Below are 26,773 nucleotides of genomic sequence, written 5' to 3'. Positions count from 1 at the left end.
ACCCGGCCTCCGAGGGCCTGACACCGTGTACACCGCACACGAGCGCCGATGCTCCTCCGTGGGGCGATCCTGACAGGCCTGCTGGGCGGTTCGCGCAGGGCCGTTGGACAGGTCTCTGCGCGCATGTGACTGTACCTACTAGTATGTACGACGATCCTTGGCCTCGACCACGAGGGAGTAGTCGGTATGCCATTTGTTCGCATAGACGCGTTGAGGGCCGACGCCGAACGGCTCGACGCGCTCGGCCGGGCGGTGCACGACGCCTTGGGCGAGGTGATCGGCTTTCCGCCCGATGACCGGTTCCAGGTCCTGGTCAGTCACGACGGAACCAGCAGCACACTCCGCTACGACGACTACCTCGGAGTGCACCGGGACGACGACATCGTGTTCGTTGCGATCACGATGCGGTCCGGACGGTCACCCGAACAGAAGAAGGCGCTGTACCGGCGGATCGCCGAACTCGGCTGCACGTATGCGGGAACCGAGCCGCGGAACATGTTCGTCACGCTGACGGAGAACGAGTCGATCGACTGGTCGTTCGGCAACGGGGTGGCGCAGTACGCCTCGTGACGGGACATCCCGCCCAGGGTCACAGATCCGGCCCGACGGCGCGCCTGCGTCGGGCCTCCGGATTCCATGCCGAACGGGACGGGGCGGGGCGGGGCGGCCGATGCCGTCCTGGAGCCCCGGGCCGTACTCAGCGGCCCAGCACGGTGACGCCATAGGTCGACGACAGCTCCGGCACCCAGTCCATCAGGAAGGTCACGCCGTAGCGGCCGGCGAGCGAGGCGATGCGCTCGAAGTCGGGTTCGCCGCCCTCAGCCAGGATTGCGGCCATCTCCCGGAAGTACTGGCCGAACTGCGGTGGGGAGAGGATCTCCAGGAGACGGGCATGCGCCGGGCCGGAGTTCCAGAACGTGTGCGGTACATCGCGGGGTTTCACCACGTAGTCGCCGGTCCTGGCGGTGAACACGTGGTCCCCGATGCGCACGCCCACCTCGCCCTCGATGACGAACGAGAACTCGTCCTCGCGGGTGTGTACGTGAGGAGGCACCAGAACACCCGGCTCCACCGGGTGCTCGACTATCGCGAACCCGCCACCGGTGGCCTCCGCCGGAACCTTGTAGTTGACACCGATTCCGCCCAGCCGGACCCGTTCGCCCTTACCGGCTTCCACGACAGGGTGCAGCACATCGATGGTCATGGCGGACTCCTTCCCTCGCGATGCGGGGAACCTGCCACCCTTCAACGTTACGCCGCTGGGAGGGGCCCGGCAGGATGAGCTTGAGCTCGTCGGAACAGATCCCTGGTCCTTGGATCCCCTCTGCACATGGAGGACAGGCTGGCTGGGCGATCCAACGCGCGACGGGCGGCGGCGGAAGCCCAACTCGGCCACGCAGCACGCGCTGGACCTGTGCGGCACGAGGCTGTGCGCGTACTCCGTCGGACGTGACGCTCCCGGCCGTACGGGCCTTGCGGATGATCCGTCGGAGAAGGCCCCGGCCGTACGGTCCGGGCCGGTCGCCTACGCCTTCAGGTCCGGCTTCCAGTCGGCGGCGAGGAGCCCGAGCAGCACCTGGTCCAGGAACTCGCCCATCACCCAGGCCGAGGCGCGCAGTACGCCCTCGCGGACGAAGCCGTTGTGCTCGGCGGAGCGCAGCATCGCGGCGTTGTCCGACAGCGTCTCGATCTGCAGCCGTTGCAGGCCGCGTACGACGAAGCCGTAGTGGCACAGCACCGCGACCACGTCGGTGCCGTAGCCCTTGCCGCGGCAGGACGGCAGCAGCCCCAGCCCGATGTGCGCGGACCGGTTGTGGTTGTCGATGCCCCACAGCGTCGCGGTACCGATCAGGGTGTTGCCTTTCAGCTCCACCACGGAGAACGGGACATGCCCCTGCTCCTTGTCGTTCACCACGAGCCGCGGATCGTCCGTGCCAGGGGTGATCGGCCGCCACGGTCCACCTTCGGCCCGCGAGGCGTTGACCACGTCGTCGTAGAGCTCGGCCCGCAGGATCGGGATGTCGTCCTCGTGTCGGGCCCTGAGCCCGACCTTGCTACCGCTAAGCATGCAAGCTTCTTATCCGACCCGTCCGGCCGGCGGCAAACCAATAGGACCGACCGCCGGATCTCGCGCTCCGGCTGCGCTCGTGTCCCAACTGCGGTGCGGTACACCACCTTTGCCGGCCTCCCGGGAGAAAAGTCCTTGGATGCGGATCGGGTGCCCGGCAGAGTTGCTTCATGACTGGGACAGGCCAGGAGGCCGACTACAAGAAGGACCTGCACGTGTACCTGCAGGACGCCCGCGACGCGTTCCTGTGGAAGCTGGAGGAGCTGTCGGAGTACGACATCCGGCGGCCCATGACCGCCACCGGCACCAATCTGCTGGGCCTGGTCAAACACGTCACCGGAGCCGAGGGCTTCTACTTCGGCGATGTCTTCGGGCGGCCGGTCGACGCGCCGGAGCTCTGGATCGCCGGTGACGCCGAGCCGAACGCGGATCTGTGGGCGACGGCCGACGAGTCGCGTGACGAGATCGTCGCGCAGTACAAGCGCGTGTGGGCCCACTCCGACGCGACGATCGGAGCGCTGGACCTCGACGCGACCGGTCTGCTCCCCGGGGGAGAGGGGAACGAGCTGACGCTCCACCGGGCTCTCGTCCACATGGTCGCCGAGACCCAGCGGCATGCCGGTCACGCCGACATCGTCCGGGAACTGATCGACGGGACCACGGGCCAGCGGATCGGGGGCGAGAACATGGCGCCCGGCGACTCGGCATGGTGGGGGAGCCATCGGGGCCGGGTGGAGCGCGCGGCTCGGGAGGCTTCGGGCGGGTCCGGGAGCGCGTAGGGGCGGCCGGACCGGGCCGGCTCACGCCGCGGGGGACGGGTCGGGGGCAGGCTGAGCGGGCTCGGGTCGCGGGGGCCCGGCGTGGGGCAGCCGGCGTACGGAGCGGGAGGCCAGGGGGAGGACGGCCGCGGCGGCGGAGAGGATGCCGGCCACTGCGGCGACGTGGAAGGCCCCGTACGTCCGGGCCAGCGGGCCGACGGACAGTTGGCCGACCGGGATCGCGACGTACGACAGCAGGTCGTCGTACGAAGCGACGCGGGAGAGCGCGTGGGGCGGGACGTGCTCCTGCAGCGAGGTGTCCCAGGCGACGGCGGTCACAGCGGAGCCGAGGCCGGCGACGAACGCGGCGGCGAGCAGCCACGGGGCGTGCAGATGCGCGCCGAGCGCGAGCAGGGGGAGTGCGGCGAGCGCGTTCGTCAGTTGCCCGAGCCGCAACAGGTGCCGGACCACCAGCCGGTACATCAGCAGGCTCGACATCAGCAGGCCGATGCCGCGGGCGCTGAGCACGAATCCCCACGTCGCCTCGCCGCTGATCTGACGGGTGAGCTGGGGGCCCAGGATCTGCCAGGTGCCGGTCTGGGCCAGATTCATCAGGCAGAAGGACAGTGTGCCGACCCAGACCCAGCGGATCGCACGGAACTCCGTCCACCCGTAACGGATGTCGGTCAGGAGGGTGGTCGGCCGGTGCGACGCCGCGTTCGTGTCCTGAGTGAACGTGAGCCGCGCGAGGAAGCCTGCCGCGAGCAGGTAGCTGAACGCGTCGACGGCGATGGCGGGGCCGCTGCCGACCGCCGACACGAGCACGCCCGCCAGGCTCGGCCCGAGGATCTTCGTGGCGTTGCGTGCCGTTCCCAGCAGCGCGTTCGCCTGCTGGAGCCGGGCCTTGTCGACGAGTTGCGGTACGACTCCGCGCAGGGCCGGGGTGGTGAACGCGGCGAGTGCGCCGTTGAGGAACTCCAGTACGGCCACCGGCATCAGTGAGTAGTGGCCGGTCAGCAGGAGCGCCGCGACGGCGCCCTGGGTGAGCGCCGAGCCCAGGTGGGCGGCCACCAGCACGTTCCGGCGTGAGGAGCGGTCGGCGACGGCCCCGCCCACCAGGAGCAGTGCCAGCAGCGGCAGCATGTGGACGGCCAGGACGACCCCGAGGTCCTGAGCGCTTCCGGAGGCGTCCAGGACAGCGAATGCCAGCGCCACCGGAGCCATCGAACTGCCGAGCAGCGACACCAGACGTCCGGCGTAGAACGCACGGAACCGCGGTTGCTTGAGGAGGGGAGGAAGGGAGTACATCGGCCGGATTCTGCGGAGACCCTCCTGGTGCGCGCTAACGTTTCGGCAGGAGGCGAAAGATGGTGCTGTTGCGGCTCAGCTCGATGGCCCTGTCCCGGTCCAGGTTCGCGCTGTCGCCGCTGGCCGAGACCCTGGGGTCGATGAGCGTACTGACCAAGCCGTGCTCCGATCCGTGGCTCACTCCCTGGTACACCCGCCACCACGACGCCTTCCATGCCGTTCTCGACGCCGACCCCTTCGCCAAGGGGCTGGTCGAGCTGATCTGTTCGACCAAGTACCTGCCCGGCTACGTGACCCTCCCGCCGTCCGGCGGGATGCGCACCGCCCTCGCCGATGAGCTGAAGCCGGTCGCGGCCGCACGGGACGAGACCGTGCGCGTCGATCTGGAGGCCGCGGTGGCACACAGCTGGGAGCGGCACGACCTGCGGTGGCTGACCGGGCACGGCTGGGGGGCCCGGACGGCCGACCTGTTCCGGTACACGTGGGAGGAGCACGTCCTTCCGGACTGGACGCGCCGCCGGGCGCTGCTGGAACGAGACATCAGCTACCGGGCAGGGCTGCTGGCCGCCTACGGCTGGCCCCGCGCCCTGCAGCAGATGAACCGCCGCAGCGCCTGGGTCGGCGCGGACGCGATCCGCTTCAGCCACCAGCCCGGCCCGGACCGTGTCGTCGGCGAGGACGGAATGCTGTTCGTGCCGATCTGCGTGACGACCGGCACCTGGCTGTCCGAGGAGCCACCCGCCCGGTACGCCCTGGTCTACCCGGCTCGCGGGTCCGCCGCTGACCCCACGGGGCAGCGGGGACCCGCCCGCGCCCTGGAACGGCTGATCGGCGCCGGTCGCGCCGCCCTGCTCCACGAGCTGGAACGCCCCGCCACCAGCACCGAACTCGCCATCCACCTCGGCCAGTCGCTCGGCACCATCGGGGGCCACCTGGCTGTCCTGCGCGACGCCGACCTGATCGTGGGTACGAGAGTCGGCCGGCGCGTCGTCTACCGGCGCACCGAGACCGGCGATCGCCTCGCGGCGCGGCACGCGATCTGACCGCGCGACCTGATCGCCGAGGAGCACGAAGACGATCACGGCCACCGCGCGGTCGGCGTTGTGGGCGTCGGCTTAGACCGCGGCCGCGGCGGCCGCGGCGGTCAGGGCGAATTTCTTCGGGTCGGCGCCGGACAGCAGCGCGCCGAGGCCCGATGACCGGGCGGCTGACGTGTCGTCCAGCGACGCCATCCAGCGCGGGGGCGCAGCCTCCTCGCCGGCGCGTGGCCGGGCTCGCCACTTGCGTACCCCCAGGACGACGAGTCCGGCCCCGGCGGTCACGCGCCCCCAGTCGGCGATCGCGGAAGAGGGGCTGTCGGGATCGTCGGCGCCGCCGAACACCCACACGACCAGCATGGCCACGGCCGCCAGCCCGGCGACCCACCCGGCGGCGAACAGCGGACCGTCCCGGCGGCCGTGCCTACCGGCCGGGATCAGCACGACGGCGATGACGGGAAACGGGCTGAGCGCGACGGCGAGTGCCGCGGGAAGCACGGCCCCGATCGCCTGGAGTAGCAACGGACGCCCCTTGCCTGCCGGTGCCCGGCCGGTCCGGGGATTCCTCCGGAACGTAATGCTCCGCCTGGCCTCCGGCGTCTTCCGACGGGCCGTGTTTCGATCGCGGAAAGATCCTCCCCTGGCACTAGGGAGATTGTTTTGCCTAGCCATTACTCTTGTGGGAAGGCCACGCTGGGTGGCCATGGAGGAGTGAGATGAGGAGCAGCAACCCGGTCTTCTCGCGACGGGGCTTCAGCCGCGACAACGGTCACGCGGGCTTCAACGCGTCACCGCAGGCCGGGGCCCCCGTAGCGGGTGCCAACCCGTACGCACAGGGCACCGCCCCGAACCCGTACGCCACCAACCCCTACGCCCAGCAGGACACCCAGTACGGCGCCCCGCAGGCGCCGGCGCGCTCCGGTGCGATGACGATCGACGACGTCGTCACCCGCACGGCGCTGACGCTGGGCACGGTCGTGCTCGGCGCCGCGGCCGCCTGGGCCCTGCTGCCGGTCGACGAGGCCAACCTGGGCAAGTCGTACGGCATCGCGATCGGCGCCGCGATCATCGCCTTCGTGCTGTCGCTCGTCCAGTCCTTCAAGCGCAAGCCCGTCCCCGCGCTGATCATCTCGTACGCGGCCTTCGAGGGCGTGTTCCTCGGGGTCATCTCCAGCGCGGTCAGCACCTACATCGGACCGGGCGTCGTGATGCAGGCGGTGATGGGCACCATGTGTGTCTTCGCCGGTGTGCTGCTCGCGTACAAGATGCGCTGGATCCGCGTCACCCGCCGGTTCTACGGCTTCGTGATGGCCGCCGCCATGGGCTTCATGCTCCTGATGATGGTCAACCTGCTGTTCGCCGCGTTCGGTGGCGGGGACGGTCTGGGCTTCCGCAGCGGCGGCCTCGGCATCCTCTTCGGTGTCATCGGCATCATCCTCGGCGCGTGCTTCCTGGCCCTTGACTTCAAGCAGGTCGAGGACGGCATCGCGTACGGCGCTCCGCGCGAGGAGTCCTGGCTGGCGGCCTTCGGCCTCACCATGACCCTGGTGTGGATCTACCTGGAGATGCTGCGCCTGCTCTCCATCCTCAGCGGCGACGACTAGTCACCACGCCGACACCTGATCGCGGGAACGGCCCGCAGGCTCCGGAACGACGGAGCCTGCGGCCCGTTTCTCGTTCGCCTCGGCCCGTTGGCAACCGTCCGGGAGGGGCGCGTAGGGTCGCGGGGTGCTTGATACGACGCCCCTGATCACCGCCGTGGACCGATTCGCCGACCGGCTGCGCGCCGCCCCGCAGAGCAGGCTGCAGCGGGGAGCGGCGGCCGAGGGGCTGGCCGTGGCCAGGGAACTGGCGGTGCGGGCCCAGCGCGTCGAGGCGCCGGGGCGGGAGTTGCGGATCATGCCGGACGCCGGGATCTTCGCCATCGGCGACCAGCTCGCCGTCGCCGGGCGGGATCTGGCCGTGGCACTGGAAATGGCCCCGTCCGTGGAGCTGGACGAGGCCGTGCAGTTCGTCGAGGAAGCGGCCGTGCGGGCGTTCGCGTAGGCGGTGCGTGCGGGCGTTTCGCGTAAGTGGTGCGTGCGGGCGTACGCCAGGAGGGGTGCGGGCCGGCGTTCGCATGGAAGGGCGCGAGAACTCGCTCGGGTGGTGCGCGCCCGGTGACCGCGCGCGCTGTCCTGCGGCAGCGGCCGGCGAGGGCCGCTGTACCTGGGGTGGGGCCGGAGACCGGTCCGCGGGCTAGAAGCTCGCGATGACGCGGTCGGCCAGTATGTAGACGTTGTCCTTGCCGCACGAGAACGTCAGCGCGTACGCGCCGGAGACACCGGAACCGCCCAGGAGCACAGGGTGCTCGCCGGCCCGCAGCGACGCGGCCAGCTGCTCGGCCGTCTCGCGGTGGCCGGGGGTCATACAGAGCGTGGTGCCGTCCGCGAAGACGTACACGTCGAGCGTGCCGAGCGGGCCGGGGCGCACGTCGGAGAGCTCCGTCCGGCTGTCGGCCAGCTCCTCCAGGCGGTTCACCGTGCGCTCGTGATCGGTGACGACGGGAGTCTGCACCGGCACGAAGTCCGGGTGCGAGGGGTGGCGGCGCCGCGCAGCGGCCAGCTCGGGGGAGTCCTCGGCGAACTCGGCCGTCTCCGGGAGCTCGGCCATGTCGGCCAGTTCCGTCAGCTCGGCCAGTTCCGTCAGTTCCTCGAACGCCTCGGTGGCGTCGAGGTCCATCGACTCCAGACCGGCGAAGTCGCTCTGGCGCGGGACGAAGAACGGGGCGTCCTCGCCCAGCCCGGCCAGACCGCCCAGCAGCGACGGGGCGTCGGCGGCGTCGCGCGCCTCCTGCGTGGCCCAGAAGGCACGGGCCTCGGCGAGCTCGCGCTCGCGCTCCTCGGCCAGCGCCTCGGCGACCGCCGCGCGTATTTCTGCGGCAGGGGTGGCTTCGTTACGGCTCTGAGCGGGTACGGCAGCACTGCGGGCGCGGCCGTCGGCCAGCTCTCTGCGCAGGGCGGATACCTGCTGACGCAGCCCGTGAGCGGCGTGCAGAGCGGCGGTGCCCACGGCCGTGGCAGCGGCGGTGGTCAGCAACAGGGCAAGAGGCATGGCGCTCACTGACATACTCCCGGTTTCAATCGATCCCCCGACTTCCTACATCAGCTTGTCCTGTACCGACACCATGTGTCAGTGCATTACGTCACGAATTGGACAGGTCTTTGGGCCTGGGGTTTAACCCTGATGCCGGTGTGACCTGCGGGAATGACTCTCCCCCAGGAGATAGGTCACATCCTGGGGGAGATTCGGTCACGGTCGGGGCTCGGAACCGGCCACTTCGTCCGGCCGAAGGGCCCGCAGGGCGGTGTGGGCCCGGCGGGCGCCGATGGCCGGTGATCCGGTGGATCCGGAGCGTCACGAAAAAGTGGCGGTTGCGGGGGCGGGCCGGGGCGCCGACCTGGCCCGGCCCGCCCCCGCGGCGATTCGGCTCGGTTCAGCCGCTCGTGCCCTGCGGCTCAGCTCAGCTCAGGCGCTCGATGACCATCGCCATGCCCTGGCCGCCGCCCACGCACATGGTCTCCAGGCCGAACTGCTTGTCGTGGAACTGCAGGCTGTTGATCAGCGTGCCGGTGATCCGCGCGCCGGTCATGCCGAAGGGGTGCCCGACGGCGATGGCGCCGCCGTTGACGTTGACCTTGTCCAGCGGCAGACCCAGGTCGCGGTAGGACGGGATCACCTGGGCGGCGAACGCCTCGTTGATCTCGGCCAGGTCGATGTCGTCGATCGTCAGCCCGGCCCGCTTGAGCGCCTGCTTGCTCGCCTCGACCGGTCCGTAGCCCATGATCTCGGGGGAGAGGCCCGAGACGCCGGTGGAGACGATCCGCGCGAGCGGGGTCAGGCCCAGCTCGCGCGCCTTGGTGTCGGACATGATCACGAGCGCCGCGGCACCGTCGTTGAGCGGGCAGCAGTTGGCGGCCGTGACCAGACCGTCGGGGCGGAAGACCGGCTTCAGGCCCTGCACGCCCTCCAGGGAGACGCCCGCACGCGGGCCGTCGTCCTTGGAGACCACCGTGCCGTCCGGGGTCGTCACCGGGGTGATCTCGCGCTCCCAGAAGCCGTTCTTCAGGGCTTCCTCGGCGAGGTTCTGCGAGCGGACACCGAACTCGTCCATGTCCTGACGGGTGACGCCCTTGATCCGGGCCAGGTTCTCCGCCGTCTGGCCCATCGCGATGTACGCGTCCGGGACCAGGCCGTCCTCACGCGGGTCGTGCCAGCTCGCACCGGACTCCGCGGCGCGGGCCTCGGTGCGGGCCTCGGCGTCGGCGAAGAGCGGGTTGTGGGTGTCCGGCCAGCTGTCGGAGTTGCCCTTCGCGAAGCGGGACACCATCTCGACACCGGCGGAGATGAAGACGTCGCCCTCGCCCGCCTTGATGGCGTGCAGCGCCATGCGGCTCGTCTGCAGGGAGGACGAGCAGTAGCGCGTGACCGTACAGCCGGGAAGGTGGTCCATCCCCATCTGTACGGCGATGATGCGGCCCAGGTTGTTGCCCTGCTCGCCGCCGGGGAGGCCGCAGCCGAGCATCAGGTCGTCGATGTCCCTCGGGTCCAGCTCGGGGACCTTGGCGAGGGCGGTCTGGATGATCGTGGCGGTCAGGTCGTCCGAGCGCAGGTCCTTCAGCGAACCCTTGAAGGCCCGGCCGATGGGCGAACGGGCAGCAGAGACGATCACGGCTTCGGGCATCACGCGGCTCCATGAGGGCTGGAAGGCTGTCTGGCAGGACTGCTCTGGAAGTTACCCGGACGTACTGCTGAGGTCACCTGACCGGGCGTGTGATGCGGGCCTCTTTTCTAAGCAACCGCTCAGTTCGCCGGAGGCGGGGCCGGGTTCCCGCCTCCGGCGCGGGGGCCGCTCCCCGCCGTCGCGGCGCCCGCGCCTCGCTGTCGCGGAGCCTCCGCGCCTCGCTGTCGCGGAGCCCCCGCGGGGCCCTCAGGCATGCCGGGACGACTTGTCCGTGTCGGTGCCCGGACGCGGCTCCACCCGGGTGGAGCCGCCCGCTTCCCCGTGCATCTCCGGATGCGGGTGCGGCTCCGTGGCCGCGGGCAGACGCCGCCGCCTGCGGTGCTTGAGGAGCGCCCAGGGCGCCCGGGCCCCGGTGACCTCCGTACCGGCCTCCCTGGCCGCCTGGGAGGCCGCCTTGGCCACCGGCAGCATGTCCTCGCGCCGGGCCCCGTCCAGCCGGTCGGTCTCCGGCCACAGTCCGAGCACCGCGCAGAGCGTCGGAAGGAGCGCCATCGCCGCCGTCGCGTAGCCCTCCGCCGACGGGTGGTAGTTGTCCGGGCCGAACAGCTCCCGCGGGTTCGCCTCGAACTCCGGGCCCAGCAGGTCGCCCAGCGAGACCGTGCGCCCGCCCTGCTCCACCGAACCGATCGTCTGGGCCGCCGCCAGCTGCCGGCTCACCCGCCGGGCCAGCCACCGCAGCGGCTGGTAGACCGGCTCGATCGTGCCCAGGTCCGGGCAGGTGCCCACGACGACCTCGGCCCCCGCCGTACGCAGCCTGCGCACCGCCGTCGTCAGACAGCGCACCGACTGGGTGGCGGGCATCCGGTGCGTCACGTCGTTCGCGCCGATCATGATCACGCAGACGTCCGGCACCCGGGACGGGTCCGCGAGCAGCAGCGAGACCTGCCGCTCCAGATCGTCCGACCGGGCGCCCGGCTGCGCGACGTTGCGCAGGTCCACCGGCCGCTCCGACACCGCCGCCAGCCCCGAGGCGAGCAGCGCCCCCGGGGTGTGCCCGGCCCGGCGCACCCCCTGCCCGGCCGCCGTGGAGTCCCCGAGCAGCCCGAACCGCAGCGGGTCCGCAGGGCCGGCGAACGCCACCCCGTACCGCCCGTCCGCGCTCGGCGGCACCGGTGCGGTGCCGCCTCCCACCTGCCGCTTCGCCAGCTGGACCTCCGCCAGCAGGACGCCCACTGCCGCGGCGCCCAGCAGCCCGACGCTGCCACCGCCGTAGGCCGCGCCCGCCGCGATCCGCCGTGCCACCCTTGCCCTCGACACAGTCCGGTCCACCTCCTTGTTGCCCTGCAGCCTCACCGTCGTACACAGAGCTAACTGCCCCCAAGTGGCCTTTGTTCAATCGCTTCGCCCAATCTCGTGCCCGTACGCATACTCTTGCGGCACCATCTCGGAGACCCCGGAGTACACGGTGCAATTCCACGATTCGATGATCAGCCTCGTAGGCAATACCCCGCTGGTGAGGCTGCGCAGTGTCACGGCAGGAATCCAGGCGACGGTCCTGGCCAAGGTCGAGTACTTCAACCCCGGCGGATCGGTCAAGGACCGGATCGCCCTGCGCATGATCGAGGCCGCCGAACAGAGCGGCGAGCTGAAGCCCGGCGGCACGATCGTCGAGCCGACGAGCGGCAACACGGGCGTCGGCCTGGCGATCGTCGCGCAGCAGAAGGGCTACAAGTGCATCTTCGTCTGCCCGGACAAGGTGTCCACGGACAAGATCAATGTGCTGCGCGCCTACGGAGCCGAGGTCGTCGTCTGTCCGACGGCGGTCGACCCCGAGCACCCGGACTCGTACTACAACGTCTCCGACCGGCTGGTCCGTGAGACGCCCGGAGCCTGGAAGCCCGACCAGTACTCCAACCCGAACAACCCGCGCTCCCACTACGAGACCACCGGTCCCGAGCTGTGGGAGCAGACGGAGGGGAAGATCACCCACTTCGTGGCGGGGGTCGGCACCGGCGGCACGATCAGCGGCACCGGCCGCTATCTGAAGGAGGCCAGCGGCGGCGCCGTCAAGGTCATCGGAGCGGACCCGGAGGGCTCGGTCTACTCCGGCGGCTCCGGGCGGCCGTATCTGGTCGAGGGCGTCGGCGAGGACTTCTGGCCTTCGGCGTACGACCGGACGGTCACCGACGAGATCGTCGCCGTGTCCGACAAGGACTCCTTCCAGATGACCCGCCGCCTCGCCAAGGAGGAGGGCCTGCTGGTCGGTGGCTCCTGCGGCATGGCGGTCGTCGGCGCCCTGGAGGTCGCGAAGCGGCTCGGGCCCGACGACGTGGTCGTCGTGCTGCTGCCGGACAGCGGCCGCGGCTACCTGAGCAAAATCTTCAACGACGAATGGATGGCCGACTACGGCTTCCTGGAGGACACCGGCCCGTCCGCCCGTGTCGCCGACGTCCTCGACTACAAGGCGGGCCCGATCCCGACGCTCGTCCACATGCACCCGGAGGAGACCGTCGGCGAGGCGATCGACGTGCTGCGCGAGTACGGCGTCTCGCAGATGCCGATCGTGAAGCCCGGCGCCGGTCACCCGGACGTGATGGCGGCCGAGGTCATCGGCTCGGTCGTCGAGCGGGAGCTGCTGAACGCTCTCTTCGCCCAGCAGGCCTCGCTCACCGACCCGCTGGAGAAGCACATGTCGCCGCCGCTGCCGCAGGTCGGCTCCGGCGAGGCGGTCGAGGAGCTGATGGCGGTGCTCGGCGGTACGGGCGCGGCGGACGCGGCGATCGTGCTGGTGGAGGGCAAGCCGAAGGGCGTGGTCAGCCGGCAGGACCTGCTGGCGTTCCTCGCCAAGGACGCGACGGCCTCCACCACCGCCAAGCCGTAGGGGTGCCCGGGCCCGACCGGAACGCGGGCTTCGTGAAAACGGTACGAGCGCGACACGTGGCCGCAGCACCGGCTTAACACGGCTCGGGCAGATTAGTGGGTGTCGGCAGGGAAACCCGCCGGCACCGATACGGCGACACGGACTACGGAGCGGCTCCCGGACCTCCACCGTCGCCCGGATGCGAGACCGGCCCTGACCCGGAACGCGTCCTTCGCGGGGACCGCCGTCGTCCCGCCCCCTGGGAAACCGGGGGTGCGGCGGTCCCCGCGACACATCTATGCGCGGAGACCACTCGCGTCCCCGGCGTTCTCCTCCCCGTCGTGCGCCTGCGGCGCGGCCGCCCAGCTCGCCAGCAGCGCGATGCGTTCAGCCGTCTCCGAACCGGGCTCCGGGGTGTAGACCACCAGGGACTGGTCGGGGTCGCCGGGCACGCCGAGCGTCTCGTAAGGCAGCGTCAGCGCGCCCACGACCGGGTGGTCGATCCGCTTCACGCCGTACGTCTTCGCCTTCACCTGGTGGTCCGCCCACAGCCGGCGGAAGTCCTCGCTCTTCATCGACAACTCGCCGACCAGGGTGGCGAGCTGCCTGTCGTCGGGGTGAAGTCCCGCGTCCAGTCGCAGATACGCGACCGTCTCCGCCGCGACGGCCGGCCAGTCCGGGTACAGCTCTCGTGCCGCCGGTTCGAGGAACGTCTGGCGCGGCATGTTGCGTGCGGCGGCGGGCATCCGGGAGAAGCCGACGACCGCGTTACCGAGCGCGTTCCACGCCAGGACGTCCATCCGGCGGCCCAGGAGGAAGGCGGGCGCCCGGTCGAGGGTGTCCAGCAGCAGCCGCAGCCCCGGCCGTACCCGCTGCCTGGCGGCCGGCGTCGCCGTGCGTGGCCCCGGGCGGGCCACCGTGCGCAGGTAGGTGTGCTCCGTCCCGTCCAGCCGGAGCACCCGGGCTATCGCGTCGAGCACGGCGTCCGAGACGCTGGGGCCGCGTCCCTGCTCCAGCCGGATGTAGTAGTCGACGCTCACCCCGGCGAGCTGGGCCACCTCCTCGCGCCGCAGCCCGGGGACGCGCCTTCTGCCGTAGGAGTTCAGCCCCACGTCCCCTGGCTGGATGCGGGCACGTCGTGAGCGGAGGAAGTCTCCGAGGTCGCCGTCCATGCCGCCGATCGTAGAAGACCGGCCGTCTCCCAGCCTGGTACTGGCGGACCCAGGAAAGACGCAGCCCTGGGTAGCCGGCGCGCGCCGTCACAGAGTGGGGACCAGGCCGGGGAGACGCCCCGGCGGCATCACCTCAAGGAGTACGGAATGTCGTACGCAACGCTCGCAGGCCGCACCGCCGTCATCACCGGAGCCGCCAGCGGCATGGGGAACGCGACCGCGCGGCTGCTCGCCGCCCAGGGGGTCCGGGTGGCGCTGCTGGCCCGCCGCGCGGAGCGGCTGGAGGAGCTCGCCGCCAAGATCACCGCCGAGGGCGGCCAGGCGCTCGCCGTGGCCGCCGACGTCACCGACCAGGCCTCCGTGGACGCCGCCGCCGAGCGGGTGCACGCGGAGTTCGGCCGGGTGGACCTGGTGGTCAACGCGGCCGGTGTGATGCTGCCGAACCCGGTCGACGCGGGCCGCGCCGACGAGTGGCAGCGGATGATCGACACCAACGTGACGGGCGTCCTGCGCATCATCCGGGCCTTCACGGCCGACCTGGTGGCGGCCGCGGCCGAGGGCCGCACCGCCGACCTGGTCAACATCTCGTCGATCGGTGCGCACATCACGTTCCCCAACTACGCGGTGTACGGCGCCACGAAGGCCGCGCTCACCTACCTGTCGGCCTCGCTGCGCACCGAACTCGGGCCGCGGGACGTCCGCGTCACGAACATCGAGCCCGGCCTCACCGACTCCGAACTGGCCGGACACGTCGACAACGCGGAACTCAGTGGCCAGCTCGACGGCATGTTCGACGCGCTCGGCGGACTGTCGAGCGACGAGATCGCCGACCTGATCGCCTACACGACCAGCCGGGCACGCCACATCAACCTGCGCCAGCTGGTGGTCCTGCCGACCCGTCAGGCGTAGTGCCCGCCGGTCCGCCCGCTCAGTCCTCCCAGTCGGACGCCGGCCGCCGCTCCTTCTCCCGGCGCCTGAACAGCCGTCCGCCGTGGGCCGCCTGGAAGGCGTTGACGCCGACGATGCCGAGCCAGGCCACGACGAGCCCCTCGATGCCCGCGTTCGCGACACCGATGGCGGACAGCGGGATCGCCAGGACCAGCGAGATGATCCCGAACCCGTAGCGCTCACCGAAGTGCCCCAGCTGAGGCTCCGGAGCGCGCGCCCCTCGGGCGACGACGATCTGCTGCTCCGCGAGATGCCGCCGGACCCGGCGGTCGAGCGTGCCGTCGAGCCGCTGCTCGACCTTCTCCAGAAACGACTCGACGAGCGCGGACTCGTACTCGGCCCCCAGCTCGCTGCGCGCCTGCAGGGTGGCCTTGAGCTCCTTCTTGAGCTCGGTGTCGGGTGCGTCCATGGTTCCACGGTACGAAGCGGGGACGCCCGGGGTCAGTGGGGCTAACCCCCCTGTTTCCCACCGGGCCGGCCCGGAAAGTGGTGCGTAACATCCGGCCCCGCCGACGCGTGTATAGGGAAGAAGCAGTTCTCGTGGTACGCGAAGGGACGGACGGGGGCCAATGACAGCAGGATCCGAGGATGCGGACGCGTTCGACGCGTTCTATGCGGCGACCGCCAAGCGCCTGATCGCGACGGTCTATGCCGTGACGGGGGACCTGGGTGAGGCTGAGGACGCGGTGCAGGAGGCGTTCGTGCGGGCGTGGCAGCGGTGGGACAAGGTGACCGCGGGGGGCGACCCGCTGCCCTGGGTGCGGACGGTGGCCGTACGACTGGGGATCAGTACCTGGCGCAGGACGCGCAACCGGGTGCGGGCGCACTTCCGGCACGGCGCGGCCACCGATGTGCCGGGGCTCTCGGAGGACCGGGTGGCGCTGGTCGAGGCGCTGCGGAAGCTGAGCGGTGACCAGCGGCAGGCCGTGGTTCTGCACCATCTGCTGGACCTCCCGGTGGAGGAAGTGGCCCGGGAGACGGGCATGTCGAGCGGTGCGGTACGGACCCGGCTCCACCGGGCCCGCAGGATTCTCGGCGAACGGCTCGCCGACACGATGCTCGGTGCCGAGCGGGAGGGGAGTGTCCGCCATGGCTGATGTGGAGGAACTGCTGGAGGGCGTCGCGGTGCGGCTGCCCGCCGCCGAGGAGATCCGCACGCAGGGCCGGCGGAGGCGGACCCGCCGCCGTGCGGTCCGGGCGATGGCGGGGGCGGCCGTACTGGTGACTGCCGGAGTGTGCGCCGTCGTTCTGCCGGAGTCCCCGGAGACGGGGCACGGCACGGTCGCCGTTGCTCCGCAGAATCCCTTCCTGACGGATGGGGTGGTCCGGATGAGGGAGCCGGACGAACTGCCCGGGTACGCGCAGTGGCACTGGAAGGCGAACGAGGGTCTGCCGACCGACGCCGGACCGCAGGGCGGCCCGCTGCCGCAGGTGGGTCTCGACCAGGCATGCCCCGGTTCGTTCGCCACCACGGACGAGCCCGATCAGAAGCGGTACAGCCTGCAGTACCAGGGCCGCGACGACGCCCTGGCCCAGCACCGCCTCATCACGTACGACGACGCAGCCACCGCGCGCGAACAGCTGACGCGGCTGCGCGGTGCGATGACGGCGTGCGGTCTGACGTCCGCGCCACCGACCGTGGACGAAGGGGAGACGGGCAGCAGCGCGTGGTCCGGCACGGTGAAGGACGGTCGCACCATGCGGGTCACCGTCCGGCGCTGGAATTCCTGGGTGTCGGTCATCGAGGTCCTGGACGGCAGGGCCGCCCGCTGAGGGATCCGTCCGATCCGCACCCTGCTGCCCTGGCGGAGCGGGCACGAGCCGCCGGCAAGCCGTCTGCATATGGACATGCAGACGGCTTGCTGGCTGAATGGATTCGTCGGTGCCGGATCCCGGCGCGACGGATCTACCGAGGGGACAGGATGAGCGTGAGCAGCCCGGCCGCACGTCTGCAGCTGCTGTTCGAGGGGCGCAGGCTCACGCCCACGCAGCGGCGCATCGCGCACTCGATGGTGCGCAGGGCCGGCGACGCCCCGTTCCTCTCCAGCGTCGAACTGGCCGAACTGGCCGGGGTCAGCCAGCCCTCCGTCACCCGGTTCGCCGTCGCCCTCGGGTTCGACGGCTATCCCGCGCTGCGCAGGCACCTGCGCGAGGTCGCCCCGGCCGGAGCCGTCGAGGGCGGCGGGGAGGACACGTACAACGAGTACCAGCAGGCAGTGCTCGGCGAGATCGAGAATCTGCGCCACCTCGCCGAACTGCTCGCCGATCCGGGGCCGGTCGAACGGGCCGGAAAGCTGCTCGCCGCCTCGCGCCCGCTGCTCGTGCTCGGGCTGCGTGCCGCTTCCTCCCAGGCCCGGGGGTTCGGTTACTTCGCCGCCAAGGTGCACCCCGACGTCCGGGTGCTCGACGAGGGCGGCAGCATGCTGCACGACCGGATCGACACGGCCCGGCGGGCCGGTGCCAGTGCGCTGATCTGCTTTGCGCTGCCCCGCCACCCCCGCGAGGCCGTGGACGCCCTCGCCTACGCACGGGAGCAGGGTCTTGCCGTGGTGTCGGTCGCGGACTCCGCCTTCGCCCCGGTGGCTGCGCACAGCGATCTGCTGATCCCCGCCGCCGTCGGAACGGGGCTCGCCTTCGACACCGCCTGTGCGCCCATGCTGCTCGGGCGGGTGCTGCTGGAGGCCATGTGCGACGACCTGCCCGACGCACAGGCCAGGCTGGAGGAGTTCGACGCACGGGCGGCGGCGCGGGGCCTGTTCGTCGAGTGAGCCGTCTCGTGTCCGGGGTGCGGGTTGCCCGCGGGGCGGCGCGGTCCCTCGTGGTGGGGGGGGTCCGGGGCCCCTCCGGGGCGTCTCCTCAAACGACGAACGTTCCGCGGGTACGCGGCGTGACCCGGGTATCTGTTCGTCGTCCTGCGGGGACTCCCCTGCACGGCCCCGGACCCGGCCGCCTCGCGTCTGCGGCAGTCGCAGGGCCGGTGTGCAGACGCGGGCGAGGCCGGGTGGGGCCGTGCAGGGGAGTCCCCGCAGGAAATGGCGTACGACCCGGGTCCCCCGCGTCACCGGGTGCACACGCCATTTCTGAGGAGACGCCCCGGAGGGGCCCCACCCCCACCCACCGGGCAGGCGCACCCCCGCGGGGCAACCCGCACCCAAGCCCGTCCGGCGATTGAGGACGGAACCCCGCACCAAGGACCGGGGCGCGGCGCTCCCGCCGGCTCGGGGTCAGATGTCCAGGTCGGCCTCGATCTTCTTCAGCTGGTGCCGGGCCATGGCCAGGTTGGCCCGGCTGGAGTCCAGCACCAGGTAGAGGAACAGGCCGTTGTTCCCCCGGGTCTTGAGCAGCCGGATCAGGTGGTACTGGGTGCCCAGGGTGATCAGGATGTCCTCGATCTCGTCCTGGATGCCGAGGTGTTCCATGGTGCGGAGCTTGGCCCGTACGACGTCGGTGTTGCCCGCGGCCGCGACCTCCAGGTTGAAGTCCTTGCCTCCGCCGAGGGTGCCCAGCGCCATGCCGCTCGTGTAGTCGACGAGGGCGACACCGGTGGTGCCCTCGATGGACGACATCGCTTCCTTCAGTGACGCTTCGGTGTTCGCCATGAGTGCTCGTTTCCTTTCCCTGACCGGTCGGGGCGACCGGTTCCGTTTCTGGGTCATGCCGGGCTCGTGCGGGGGGTCCTGCGGGTCATGTCGTGCGGTGCGGCAGGGGGCCGGGCGGCTGCGGGGTGCGGGGCACCGGCGCCCGGGGGCCGGGTGCGGGCTGTGGGGCGCGCTCCAAGGCCCCGTCGACGAGCTCGCCGATCCGGGAGCCGGACCTGCGGCCCTCCAGATGGAGCCGGCCGACGTTGATGCGGTCCTCGGCGAGCAGGGTCAGTACGGCGGATGAGCCGGCGGCGTACGTCGCGATGTAACCCGTCTCGCCGCGTACGAGCAGTTCGCGGAAGCCGCCCCGGCCGGTCGCCTCCGTCATCCGGATCGAGACCCCCAGGGCGGCCGCGGTCAGTGCGGCGACGCCCTCCGCCTCCACCCCGGGGGTGTCGTGGGCCAGGACGAGTCCGTCCGTGCTGGCCGCCAGGGCGCCGGAGAGGAGCGGAACCCGGGCCCGTAACCGCTGGAGCTCGGCCAGGACATCCTGCACTTCGGCCTCGGGCACCATCAGCTGTCTCCTCCCGGCACGCTGTCTGAGCGCGCGTATCACAGGGCCTCCAATGCGTCTCGGAGCCGGCGCAACAGGGCGACGTCGGGGTCGGCCGTGACCTCGGGGAGCGTGATCCGGCCGGCAGCGGACGGGTCCGCCGTCTCCCGTACCGCCGCGACCAGTCCGGCGGCCGCCAGCCGCCGCAGGTCGACCAGGGTGTGGAACGCCGACCTGCCCAGTTCCTGTGCGATGTCCGTCGCCGTACGGACTCCGTCCACGAGCTCCAGTACGCGGCGCTGGCGCGGCGGCACAGGGGAGTCGGAGGGGTGGCCGGTCCGTACGAGCGGGGCGCTGTCGGTCACCGCCTCGGGCCAGATCCGGTCCAGCAGTTCCCGGCGGCGGAGGGTCTCGCGCTGCACGGCGTCCACGGGGACGGGGCGGACCGGGCCGATCCAGTGGGCCACCCCGTAGCGGAAGCGGGCCGGGGTCCGGGTCGGGGCGAGGGCGAAGAACGCCGCGTCGTACAGGGCGCCCAGGTGGCACAGCTCCAGGGCGCCGCCCGGCACTCTGCCGCTGTCCACGAGGTAGCGACCCACGCGCTGCCCGGCACCGGCCTGGGCGACCGCGTCCCACCATCCCTCGCGGTGCAGCGAGCCGCCCCGGGTGAGCAGGACGTCGATGCCGGGAGTGGCCGGGCTCTCGGCGTGCACCACCTTGCCGTCGGCCAGGTAGAGGGTGCCGCGGTCGCGCATCAGGGCGCCGGTGGCCTGTTCGGCGGCGAGGCGCTGGAGCATGGGCGAGGGGACGGCGGCCGGACCGGGGGCGGTCGAGGGGGCGGTCGTTCTCATGCCAGGACCAGCCGCTGGGCCATCTCGCCCAGCCGCATCCGGGCCAGGGCCAGATTGCCCTCCGCGCGGTCCAGCCACAGGTGGAGGAAGACGCTGCTGTCGAAGTCCGTCTCGACGAACCGGAGGATGTGGTAGCCGGTGCGGGTCGTGACGATGACGTCCTCGACCGGCGGCGGCGTTCCCGTGACGTCCGTACCGGACGCGGCGGTCGGTGCCTCCGGTAAGCCGGCCGCGAAGGCGGGCTGTTCGGCCGCCATGCGTGCCACCTCCGCCGTCTCCGCGGCGGTGGCCTCGTGATCGCCGTTGGGCGAGTCGCCGATGGTGCCGAGGGCGAGACCGCTCGTCCAGTCGACCACGGCGGCGCCACGGGCACCGGGCAGTCTCATGACGTCGAGCAGGCACTCGTCGATTCCGGGCACGCGGACTCCCCTCCGACGCTGCGTGCGGCTGTGACCCAGAGATTACGCAACGTGCTTACTCCAGGTGGGAGTTCTGGCATTTTCCATAGGTACATGCGCCGCGTACGGTACGGGGGCGCATGCGAGTGGCCGGATGTCTCTGACCGCCGATGGTGGATTCGGCCAACCGTCCACCGCTCGGTCTCCCGCGGTCCGGGGCGGTGGGACGCCCTCCGGATCGCGGCGGCGGAGGGCTGGGCCGCGGCGTTCCGGGAGGTGGGGCGCAGGAGGCGCCCGTGCCGGGCGGGGCGGGCGGAGGGCATTACGCGCCGGTCGGCCGCAACCCCTAAAACGCAACTCCATGTATACGGAATTGCGTCAGAGTTCTTGAGCCGATTGACGCCCGCCGAGATGGCCTATTAGTATCGCACGAAGGTTCGGATAGCCTTGCGCTCGTCCCGGCGAATGAATTGGTCTCGGCTAATTGTTTCGAATTGGACTAAGGGTGGGGCGTCCGGGGGGTACGGGCTGAAGAAGCGTTCTCGATCAATGGGGGATTCGGTGCGCCAGTTCTACGGTAAGGATCTCATCGGTATAAGAAGACCCTGGCGGGTATGGGCTGCCGGAGGTATCGGTAATTGTCCGGATGCAGCACTGTCCGAGGCAGATCTGAACGGTGTCCGCCTTCCCCTTCCCGGGGAAGTCGCAGGGCACCTTTTTTCATGCACGGCATCCACGGGGGCGGAGCAGTGTACTTCTCAGTACTAGGGGTCATCGAGGTCTACGAGGGCCGGCAGTGCGTGCTGCGGCCCAGCGGCGTGATGCAGCAGACGCTGCTGGCCGCGCTGCTCGCGTCGGGGGGAGCTCTCGTCACGGTCGAGGCTCTGGTCCGGGAGCTCTGGGGAAACACGCCACCGGCCAAGGTGGAGAACGCCCTGCAGGCCCAGGTGAGCAGGGTGCGCCGCAGCCTGGGCGCACTGGAGCCGGCGGGTGCGGGACCGCGCGTGGTCAGCAGCCCCTCGGGGTACCTGTTCAGGGCCGACCGTTCGGAAATCGATGCCTACGTCTTCCTGGATTCCATCGAGGATTTGCTCGAGAAAGAGGAATCCCTCAATCCGCGAACCGGAATCGAGATACTCCGGGGGGCCCTTTCCCGTTGGCGTGGTCCGGTTTTCGGAGGGCTGGCCGGAGGCCCGATCTGCCAGGCGGCGACAGCCAAGTGCGTGGAGTCCCGTCATTCGGCCCTGACACTCCTCTACGAGCTGGAGCTCAAAGTGGGCAGGCATGCGCAGGTTCTTCCCGAGCTGGCGGAGCTCTACGCACAGAACCCCACCCACGAGAAGTTCTGCATGTTGCTCATGCGGGCGCTCTACCGGACGGGACGTCAGCGTGACGCACTCGATGTGTACCGTGCCTGCCGGAGGAATCTCGTGGAGAGCCTCGGTATCGAGCCGACTCCGGCGCTGCGGCAGTACGAGAAGGCCATTCTCACGCATGACCCGTTGCTGACCTAGCACGAGCCGGCCGGTCTGCCCGCGCCTCGTCGTAGCGGTGCAGGACGAGGGCGGCGATCTCCGGGGCATCGCCCAGTACCGGAGCCAGCAGGTCCGCCGAAGACGCCTCGCGTGCGACCCGGTCCGCCAGCATTCCGGGTGCCACGAAGCAGGGGGAGACCACCACCTGACGGATGCCGTCCGCACGCAGGGAGCGGACGGCATCCGCCGTGCCGGGAGGGGCGGTGGAGGCGAACGCGGGCCGCACGGCGCACCAACCGGTGTGCCGCCACTCCCGCGCGATTGCTGCGACATCCGCGTTCGCCTCCGGATCGCAGCTGCCCGCGGTGGCGAGCACGATCCCGGTCTTCGGACGGTCCCCGGCGGTGACCCCGGTCTGCGCGAGGCGACGCTCCAGAGCCGCGATCAGCAGGGGGTGCGGGCCTAGCACCCGCGACTGCCGCAGGGACAGGTCCGGGCGGCGGGCCGCGGACTCCCGCAGCAGGGCGGGGCAGTCGGTCCCGGCATGGAAGGCCTGAGTGATCAGCAGCGGCAGCACCACGGCCGAGCGCACTCCCTCGTCGTACAGCCGCTCCAGCGTCGGGACGGCGCCCGGCGGGCAGTGGTCCAGGAAGCCCGCGGCCACCCGCAGCCCCGGACGCAAGTCCCGCACCCGCCGGACGAGTGCGCGCACCGTCGCCCGGTGGCGCGGGTCGCGGCTGCCGTGCGCGATCACCGCCAGCGCGACCGGCCACCGCCGCGGCGCGTCACCCGCCCGGCTCATCCGGACCTCGCCAACAGTCCACGGCTGCGCAGCACATGACGTTCGACCGGGGAGAAGACGAGGAGTTCCACACCGATGCCGACCCCCAGGATCAGCACGATGACACCGAGCACCAGGGGCATGTCCTGGTAGGCCCGGCCGGTCTCCAGCAACTGGCCCAGTCCCACCCCCAGGTCGGGTGAGGACGCGATGAGTTCGGCGGCCATCAGGGAGCGCCAGGAGAAGGCCCAGCCCTGCTTGAGGCCGGCCACGTACCCGGGCAGCGCGGCCGGCAGCAGGACATGACGGATCCGGCTGAGGCCGTGTGCTCCGATGACCTGCCCCGCTCGCAGATAGAGGGGAGGTGTCCTGTCGATTCCGGCGATGAGCCCGTTGGCGATGGACGGGACGGCACCGAGCAGGACCACGGCGTAGATGGTGGTGTTGCTGAGGCCGAACCAGATGATCGCTGCCGGGACCCAGGCCACCGAGGGCAGGGACTGCAACCCCGAGAGGATCGGACCGATCGCCGCCCGCAGCCACGGTGTCTGGGCGACGAGCAGTCCGAGCGGTGTGCCGATGGCGAGCGAGATCGCGAAGCCCACCCCTCCGCGCGTCACGCTCTGCCAGACCACGTCGAGGACGGTTCCCCTGCGCCATTCCTTGGCGAGCGCCTCCCAGACGTCGAGCGGCGGGGGAAGCTGGTACGTCTCCTTGAGGTGGAGGGCGACGGCCAGTTGCCAGAGCAGTAGGACCAGCGTGACGGACAGGAGCGGCGGAAGCACCTTGCGCAGCAGGACGGTACGCAGTGGCGTGCGCACCGTCCGCGGACGGGTGTCCAGCGCGTCGAGTCCGGCCTCCAGACGGGCCAGTCCGTCCGCGCCGTCGCTTTCCTGGGCGATGGCCCGTCCGGGGCCCGGGCGATCAGTGCCGGCCATGGCGGCGGATCTCCCCACGCAGTTGTTCGGTGATCTCGGCGGACAGTTCCGCCACGGCGGTGTCCTCGATGCGGCGCGGGTGCTCGATGCCGACCGTCCACTCGCGGGCGATGCGGCCGGGCCGGGACGTGAGCAGCACGACCCGTTCGGCGAGGCGCACCGCCTCGCGCACGTTGTGGGTGACGAAGAGGACCGAGACGCCCGTCTCGCGCCAGATGCGGGTCAGTTCGTCGTGCAGCACGTCCCGGGTGATGGCGTCGAGTGCGGCGAACGGCTCGTCCATCAGCAGCAGCCGGCTCTCCTGGGCCAGCGCCCGCGCCAGTGCGACGCGCTGGCGCATCCCGCCGGACAGTTCGTGCACCCGCTTGCCGTGCGCCCCGTCCAGCCGGACGAGGGCCAGCAGGCGGTCGGCCTTCTCCCGTCGCTCGCCGCGCGGCACCCCGCGTAGTTTCAGGGCGAGTTCGATGTTCTTGCCCGCGGTGAGCCAGGGGAAGAGCGCGTGCTCCTGGAACATGAGGGCGGGGCGGCCGTCCGGAACGCTCAGGGTGCCCGAGGTCGGTTCGTCGAGCCCGGCGACCAGGTTCAGCAGAGTCGACTTCCCGCAGCCGGAGGCCCCGAGCAGCGTGACGAACTCGCCCGGCGCGACATCCAGCGAGACCCTGTCGAGCACCGGCTGCGCAGAGGAGGAGCGGCCGAAGGATTTCGAGACGAGGGACAGGCGGGCCGCGTAGGCGGTGGTCTCGGTGCTGCCGCCGGGGGCGGTGGACGTGGGCAGAGCAGTGATCATGAGGGCATCTCCGTACGAGCTGCGGAAGGGGAGTTACTCGACGCCGAGCCCTGTGTCGTCGACGGGGTGGAGACCCTGGGCGCGCAGGACCCTGTTCAGCGGTCGCAGGTCGTAGATTCCCTTCAGGTCCGGGCTCTCGATCATCCCGGCCCGCACCGCGCGCTCGGTCTGGGTCCGAAGTGTGGCGGCGAGGGGGTCGTCGAGCACGGTCACGCCGTCACGGGTCACGACCGGGCTTCCTCTTCCCCGGTGGCGAAGGAGGTGCCCGCCATGCCGGCGGTGAGTGTGGTGCCGTCGGCCGGGTCGATGAGGAGGAAGGAGCCGGTGCGGCGGGAGTCGGCGTAGGCGTCGAGTGCGAGGGGTTCCGCGGTGCGGACGACGACGCGGCCGATGTCGTTGGCGATGAGTTGTCCGGGGGCGGGGTGCTGGGAGAGGTCGTCGAGGGTGAGCCGGGAGGGGATGTCCTTGACGATCGCCTTGACGGTGCGGGTGGTGTGCTTGAGCAGTACCCGCTGGCCCACGGTGAGTGGCTGGTCCGCGACGTGGCAGACGGTTGCCTCGACGTCCTGGGTGATGGCGGGTGCGTCGCCGGCCGGGGCTATCAGGTCGCCGCGTGACACGTCGATGTCGTCGGTCAGGCGGAGCGTGACCGACTGGGGTGCCCAGGCGATGTCCACGCTGTCGCCGAGCAGGTCGATCCCGGCGATGGTGGAGGTGCGGCCGGAGGGCAGGACGGTGACGGGTTCGCCGACGCGGAACACTCCGGCGGCGATCTGGCCGGCGTAGCCGCGGTAGTCGGGGTGCTCGGCGGTCTGCGGCCGGATGACGTACTGGACGGGGAAGCGGGCGTGGCAGGCGGTGAGGTCGTGGCTGACCGGGACTGTTTCCAGGTGCTCCAGAACGGTCGGGCCGCCGTACCAGTCCATGTTCGCGGAGGGCTCCACGACGTTGTCACCGGCCAGTGCGGAGATCGGGATCGCGGTGATCTCCGGGACGCCGAGGGAGGCCGCGTAGGCGGTGAACTCCTTGGCGATGGCGGCGAAGACCGGCTCCGCGTAGTCGACCAGGTCCATTTTGTTCACGGCCAGTACGACGTGCGGGACGCGCAGCAGTGCGGCGACGGCGGCGTGCCGGCGGGTCTGCTCGACGACCCCGTTGCGGGCGTCGACCAGGACGACGGCCAGCTCGGCGGTGGAGGCGCCGGTGACCATGTTGCGGGTGTACTGCACATGGCCCGGGGTGTCGGCCAGGATGAACCGGCGCCGGGTGGTGGCGAAGTAGCGGTAGGCGACATCGATGGTGATGCCCTGCTCGCGCTCGGCCCGCAGCCCGTCGGTCAGCAGTGCCAGGTCCGGCGCGTCCTGGCCGCGCTTGCGGGATGCGTCCTCGACGGCTTCCAGCTGGTCGGTGAGGACCGACTTGGAGTCGTGGAGGAGCCGTCCCACGAGGGTGGACTTGCCGTCGTCGACGGACCCGGCGGTGGCGAAGCGCAGCAGGGTCGTGGTCGACAGCTGGTCGGCCAGCTGGGTGGGTGTGGTCATTTTAGAAGTACCCCTCGCGCTTACGGTCTTCCATCGCGGCCTCGGACATCTTGTCGTCGGCGCGGGTCGCGCCCCGCTCGGTGAGGCGGGAGGCGGCGATCTCGGTGATCACGGCGTCCAGGGTGGTGGCGTCGGAGTCGACGGCGCCGGTGCAGGACATGTCGCCGACCGTGCGGTAGCGGACCTGGCGGGTTTCGACTGTTTCGTGGTCCTTGGGGCCGCCCCAGTCGCCCGCGGTCAGCCACATGCCGGAGCGGTTGAAGACCTCGCGTTCGTGGGCGAAGTAGATCCGGGGGAGTTCGATGCCCTCGCGCTCGATGTACTGCCACACGTCGAGTTCGGTCCAGTTGGAGATCGGGAAGACCCGGACGTGCTCGCCCGCGGCGTGGCGGCCGTTGTAGAGCTGCCACAGTTCGGGGCGCTGGCGGCGCGGGTCCCACTGGGAGAACTCGTCGCGCAGCGAGAAGACCCGTTCCTTGGCGCGGGCCTTCTCCTCGTCGCGTCGGCCGCCGCCGAACACGGCGTCGAAGCGGTGCTGCTGGATCGCCTCGGTCAGCGGCACGGTCTGCAGCGGGTTGCGGGTGCCGTCGGGGCGCTCGCGGAGCTTCCCGGCGTCGATGTACTCCTGGACGGAGGCGACATGGAGACGCAGTCCGTGCTCGGCGACCGTGCGGTCGCGGTACTCCAGGACCTCGGGGAAGTTGTGCCCGGTGTCCACGTGCAGCAGCGTGAACGGCACCGGCGCGGGCGCGAACGCCTTGAGTGCCAGGTGCAGCATCAGGATCGAGTCCTTGCCGCCGGAGAACAGGATCACCGGCCGCTCGAACTCCCCCGCAACCTCACGGAAGATGTGCACCGCCTCGGACTCCAGCGAATCCAGGTGCGGCAGCGTGGTCCTCCGTGGTGCGGCCGTCGTCATCCGAGCCCCAGGGGGCCGCACAGGCGGGGCGTACGGATGATGCCCCCGGTCTCCGTCACGCTCATCGAAGTCTCC

The 26,773-nt window shown here is 71.1% G+C and carries 29 protein-coding genes and 1 pseudogene; 11 read left to right on the top strand and 19 right to left on the bottom strand.

The window, feature by feature from the left end; all coding sequences use genetic code 11:
- Positions 1-186 precede the first annotated feature (186 nt).
- A complete protein-coding gene (locus tag SH922_RS15635; protein ID WP_393058568.1) occupies positions 187-570 on the top strand; it encodes a tautomerase family protein in 384 nt (127 codons plus the stop codon).
- A 127-nt stretch (positions 571-697) separates the two neighbouring features.
- On the opposite strand, the gene SH922_RS15630 is transcribed toward SH922_RS15635, so the two are convergent.
- Complete coding sequence (locus SH922_RS15630) at positions 698-1,204, bottom strand: cupin domain-containing protein (RefSeq protein ID WP_393058567.1); 507 nt, start codon at positions 1,202-1,204, stop codon at positions 698-700.
- 321 nt (positions 1,205-1,525) lie between these two features.
- Positions 1,526-2,068 (bottom strand): GNAT family N-acetyltransferase, encoded by a 543-nt coding sequence (locus tag SH922_RS15625; protein ID WP_393058566.1) that lies wholly within the window; start codon positions 2,066-2,068, stop codon positions 1,526-1,528.
- Between the two features lie 170 nt (positions 2,069-2,238).
- Between SH922_RS15625 and SH922_RS15620 the strand changes: the two genes are divergently transcribed.
- Positions 2,239-2,847: a DinB family protein gene (locus SH922_RS15620; RefSeq protein WP_393058565.1), complete on the top strand. Its 609-nt coding sequence runs from the start codon at positions 2,239-2,241 to the stop codon at positions 2,845-2,847.
- Positions 2,848-2,868: 21 nt separating this feature from the next.
- Here SH922_RS15620 and SH922_RS15615 read toward each other — a convergent pair whose 3' ends face one another.
- Positions 2,869-4,134 (bottom strand): MFS transporter, encoded by a 1,266-nt coding sequence (locus SH922_RS15615; RefSeq protein ID WP_393058564.1) that lies wholly within the window; start codon positions 4,132-4,134, stop codon positions 2,869-2,871.
- 59 nt (positions 4,135-4,193) lie between these two features.
- Between SH922_RS15615 and SH922_RS15610 the strand changes: the two genes are divergently transcribed.
- The gene (locus SH922_RS15610) at positions 4,194-5,177 is read left to right on the top strand and encodes a transcriptional regulator (protein WP_393058563.1); all 984 of its coding nucleotides are present in this window, start codon (positions 4,194-4,196) and stop codon (positions 5,175-5,177) included.
- 72 nt (positions 5,178-5,249) lie between these two features.
- Here the strand turns inward: SH922_RS15610 and SH922_RS15605 are convergent, their stop codons facing one another.
- Complete coding sequence (locus tag SH922_RS15605; protein WP_393058562.1) at positions 5,250-5,693, bottom strand: GAP family protein; 444 nt, start codon at positions 5,691-5,693, stop codon at positions 5,250-5,252.
- Positions 5,694-5,887: 194 nt separating this feature from the next.
- On the opposite strand from SH922_RS15605, the gene SH922_RS15600 reads away from it, so the two are divergent.
- Complete coding sequence (locus SH922_RS15600; RefSeq protein ID WP_393058561.1) at positions 5,888-6,775, top strand: Bax inhibitor-1/YccA family protein; 888 nt, start codon at positions 5,888-5,890, stop codon at positions 6,773-6,775.
- Positions 6,776-6,899: 124 nt separating this feature from the next.
- On the top strand, positions 6,900-7,217 hold the full coding sequence (locus tag SH922_RS15595) for a hypothetical protein (RefSeq protein ID WP_393058560.1): 318 nt from the start codon (positions 6,900-6,902) through the stop codon (positions 7,215-7,217).
- A 192-nt stretch (positions 7,218-7,409) separates the two neighbouring features.
- Here SH922_RS15595 and SH922_RS15590 read toward each other — a convergent pair whose 3' ends face one another.
- The 3 genes from SH922_RS15590 to SH922_RS15580 all read right to left on the bottom strand — a co-directional run bounded on the left by SH922_RS15590 (position 7,410) and on the right by SH922_RS15580 (position 11,196).
- Positions 7,410-8,279: a hypothetical protein gene (locus tag SH922_RS15590; protein WP_393058559.1), complete on the bottom strand. Its 870-nt coding sequence runs from the start codon at positions 8,277-8,279 to the stop codon at positions 7,410-7,412.
- 394 nt (positions 8,280-8,673) lie between these two features.
- Positions 8,674-9,894 (bottom strand): acetyl-CoA C-acetyltransferase, encoded by a 1,221-nt coding sequence (locus tag SH922_RS15585; protein ID WP_393058558.1) that lies wholly within the window; start codon positions 9,892-9,894, stop codon positions 8,674-8,676.
- Positions 9,895-10,140: 246 nt separating this feature from the next.
- A complete protein-coding gene (locus SH922_RS15580) occupies positions 10,141-11,196 on the bottom strand; it encodes an SGNH/GDSL hydrolase family protein (protein WP_393063580.1) in 1,056 nt (351 codons plus the stop codon).
- 163 nt (positions 11,197-11,359) lie between these two features.
- On the opposite strand from SH922_RS15580, the gene SH922_RS15575 reads away from it, so the two are divergent.
- Positions 11,360-12,775, top strand: coding sequence for a cystathionine beta-synthase (locus SH922_RS15575; protein WP_393058557.1), 1,416 nt, complete (start codon positions 11,360-11,362; stop codon positions 12,773-12,775).
- 275 nt (positions 12,776-13,050) lie between these two features.
- On the opposite strand, the gene SH922_RS15570 is transcribed toward SH922_RS15575, so the two are convergent.
- Complete coding sequence (locus tag SH922_RS15570; RefSeq protein WP_393058556.1) at positions 13,051-13,926, bottom strand: helix-turn-helix transcriptional regulator; 876 nt, start codon at positions 13,924-13,926, stop codon at positions 13,051-13,053.
- 147 nt (positions 13,927-14,073) lie between these two features.
- On the opposite strand from SH922_RS15570, the gene SH922_RS15565 reads away from it, so the two are divergent.
- Complete coding sequence (locus SH922_RS15565; protein ID WP_393058555.1) at positions 14,074-14,835, top strand: SDR family oxidoreductase; 762 nt, start codon at positions 14,074-14,076, stop codon at positions 14,833-14,835.
- A gap of 19 nt (positions 14,836-14,854) precedes the next feature.
- Here the strand turns inward: SH922_RS15565 and SH922_RS15560 are convergent, their stop codons facing one another.
- Positions 14,855-15,283, bottom strand: coding sequence for a hypothetical protein (locus SH922_RS15560; RefSeq protein WP_393058554.1), 429 nt, complete (start codon positions 15,281-15,283; stop codon positions 14,855-14,857).
- 160 nt (positions 15,284-15,443) lie between these two features.
- Here SH922_RS15560 and SH922_RS15555 point away from each other — a divergent pair, with 160 nt between their 5' ends.
- From SH922_RS15555 to SH922_RS15545, 3 genes are all read left to right on the top strand, one after another.
- Positions 15,444-15,971, top strand: coding sequence for a SigE family RNA polymerase sigma factor (locus SH922_RS15555; protein WP_393058553.1), 528 nt, complete (start codon positions 15,444-15,446; stop codon positions 15,969-15,971).
- Positions 15,964-16,647: a hypothetical protein gene (locus SH922_RS15550; RefSeq protein WP_393058552.1), complete on the top strand. Its 684-nt coding sequence runs from the start codon at positions 15,964-15,966 to the stop codon at positions 16,645-16,647. The genes SH922_RS15555 and SH922_RS15550 overlap by 8 nt, the downstream gene beginning before the upstream one ends.
- 149 nt (positions 16,648-16,796) lie before the next feature.
- A complete protein-coding gene (locus tag SH922_RS15545; RefSeq protein WP_393058551.1) occupies positions 16,797-17,642 on the top strand; it encodes a MurR/RpiR family transcriptional regulator in 846 nt (281 codons plus the stop codon).
- Positions 17,643-18,098: 456 nt separating this feature from the next.
- Here the strand turns inward: SH922_RS15545 and SH922_RS15540 are convergent, their stop codons facing one another.
- The 4 genes from SH922_RS15540 to SH922_RS15525 form a co-directional block, all read right to left on the bottom strand.
- Positions 18,099-18,473: a hypothetical protein gene (locus SH922_RS15540; RefSeq protein WP_393058550.1), complete on the bottom strand. Its 375-nt coding sequence runs from the start codon at positions 18,471-18,473 to the stop codon at positions 18,099-18,101.
- Between the two features lie 85 nt (positions 18,474-18,558).
- On the bottom strand, positions 18,559-19,029 hold the full coding sequence (locus SH922_RS15535) for a roadblock/LC7 domain-containing protein (protein WP_393058549.1): 471 nt from the start codon (positions 19,027-19,029) through the stop codon (positions 18,559-18,561).
- 38 nt (positions 19,030-19,067) lie between these two features.
- Complete coding sequence (locus tag SH922_RS15530; RefSeq protein WP_393058548.1) at positions 19,068-19,859, bottom strand: transcriptional regulator; 792 nt, start codon at positions 19,857-19,859, stop codon at positions 19,068-19,070.
- Positions 19,856-20,278, bottom strand: coding sequence for a hypothetical protein (locus SH922_RS15525; RefSeq protein WP_393058547.1), 423 nt, complete (start codon positions 20,276-20,278; stop codon positions 19,856-19,858). Before SH922_RS15525 ends, SH922_RS15530 begins: the two co-directional genes overlap by 4 nt.
- Before the next feature lie 701 nt (positions 20,279-20,979).
- Between SH922_RS15525 and SH922_RS15520 the strand changes: the two genes are divergently transcribed.
- Complete coding sequence (locus tag SH922_RS15520) at positions 20,980-21,771, top strand: BTAD domain-containing putative transcriptional regulator (protein ID WP_393058546.1); 792 nt, start codon at positions 20,980-20,982, stop codon at positions 21,769-21,771.
- Here the strand turns inward: SH922_RS15520 and SH922_RS15515 are convergent.
- From SH922_RS15515 to cysD, 6 genes and pseudogenes are all read right to left on the bottom strand, one after another.
- The gene (locus SH922_RS15515; protein WP_393058545.1) at positions 21,746-22,534 is read right to left on the bottom strand and encodes a sirohydrochlorin chelatase; all 789 of its coding nucleotides are present in this window, start codon (positions 22,532-22,534) and stop codon (positions 21,746-21,748) included. The genes SH922_RS15520 and SH922_RS15515 overlap by 26 nt on opposite strands.
- On the bottom strand, positions 22,531-23,451 hold the full coding sequence (locus tag SH922_RS15510; RefSeq protein WP_393058544.1) for an ABC transporter permease: 921 nt from the start codon (positions 23,449-23,451) through the stop codon (positions 22,531-22,533). The genes SH922_RS15515 and SH922_RS15510 overlap by 4 nt, the downstream gene beginning before the upstream one ends.
- On the bottom strand, positions 23,438-24,238 hold the full coding sequence (locus SH922_RS15505) for an ABC transporter ATP-binding protein (protein WP_393058543.1): 801 nt from the start codon (positions 24,236-24,238) through the stop codon (positions 23,438-23,440). Before SH922_RS15505 ends, SH922_RS15510 begins: the two co-directional genes overlap by 14 nt.
- A 33-nt stretch (positions 24,239-24,271) precedes the next feature.
- Positions 24,272-24,451, bottom strand: a pseudogene (locus SH922_RS15500) (sulfate ABC transporter substrate-binding protein); the annotation flags it as partial.
- An 11-nt stretch (positions 24,452-24,462) separates the two neighbouring features.
- Entirely contained in the window at positions 24,463-25,779 is a 1,317-nt protein-coding gene (locus tag SH922_RS15495) for a sulfate adenylyltransferase subunit 1 (RefSeq protein WP_393058542.1), read from the bottom strand.
- A gap of 1 nt (position 25,780) precedes the next feature.
- Entirely contained in the window at positions 25,781-26,698 is a 918-nt protein-coding gene (gene cysD, locus SH922_RS15490) for a sulfate adenylyltransferase subunit CysD (RefSeq protein ID WP_393058541.1), read from the bottom strand.
- Between the last annotated feature and the right edge of the window lie 75 nt (positions 26,699-26,773).

The organism is Streptomyces sp. LN549 (assembly GCF_043203805.1).
Classification (GTDB): Bacteria; Actinomycetota; Actinomycetes; order Streptomycetales; family Streptomycetaceae; genus Streptomyces.
This window is presented reverse-complemented; position numbering and strand designations above follow the sequence as displayed.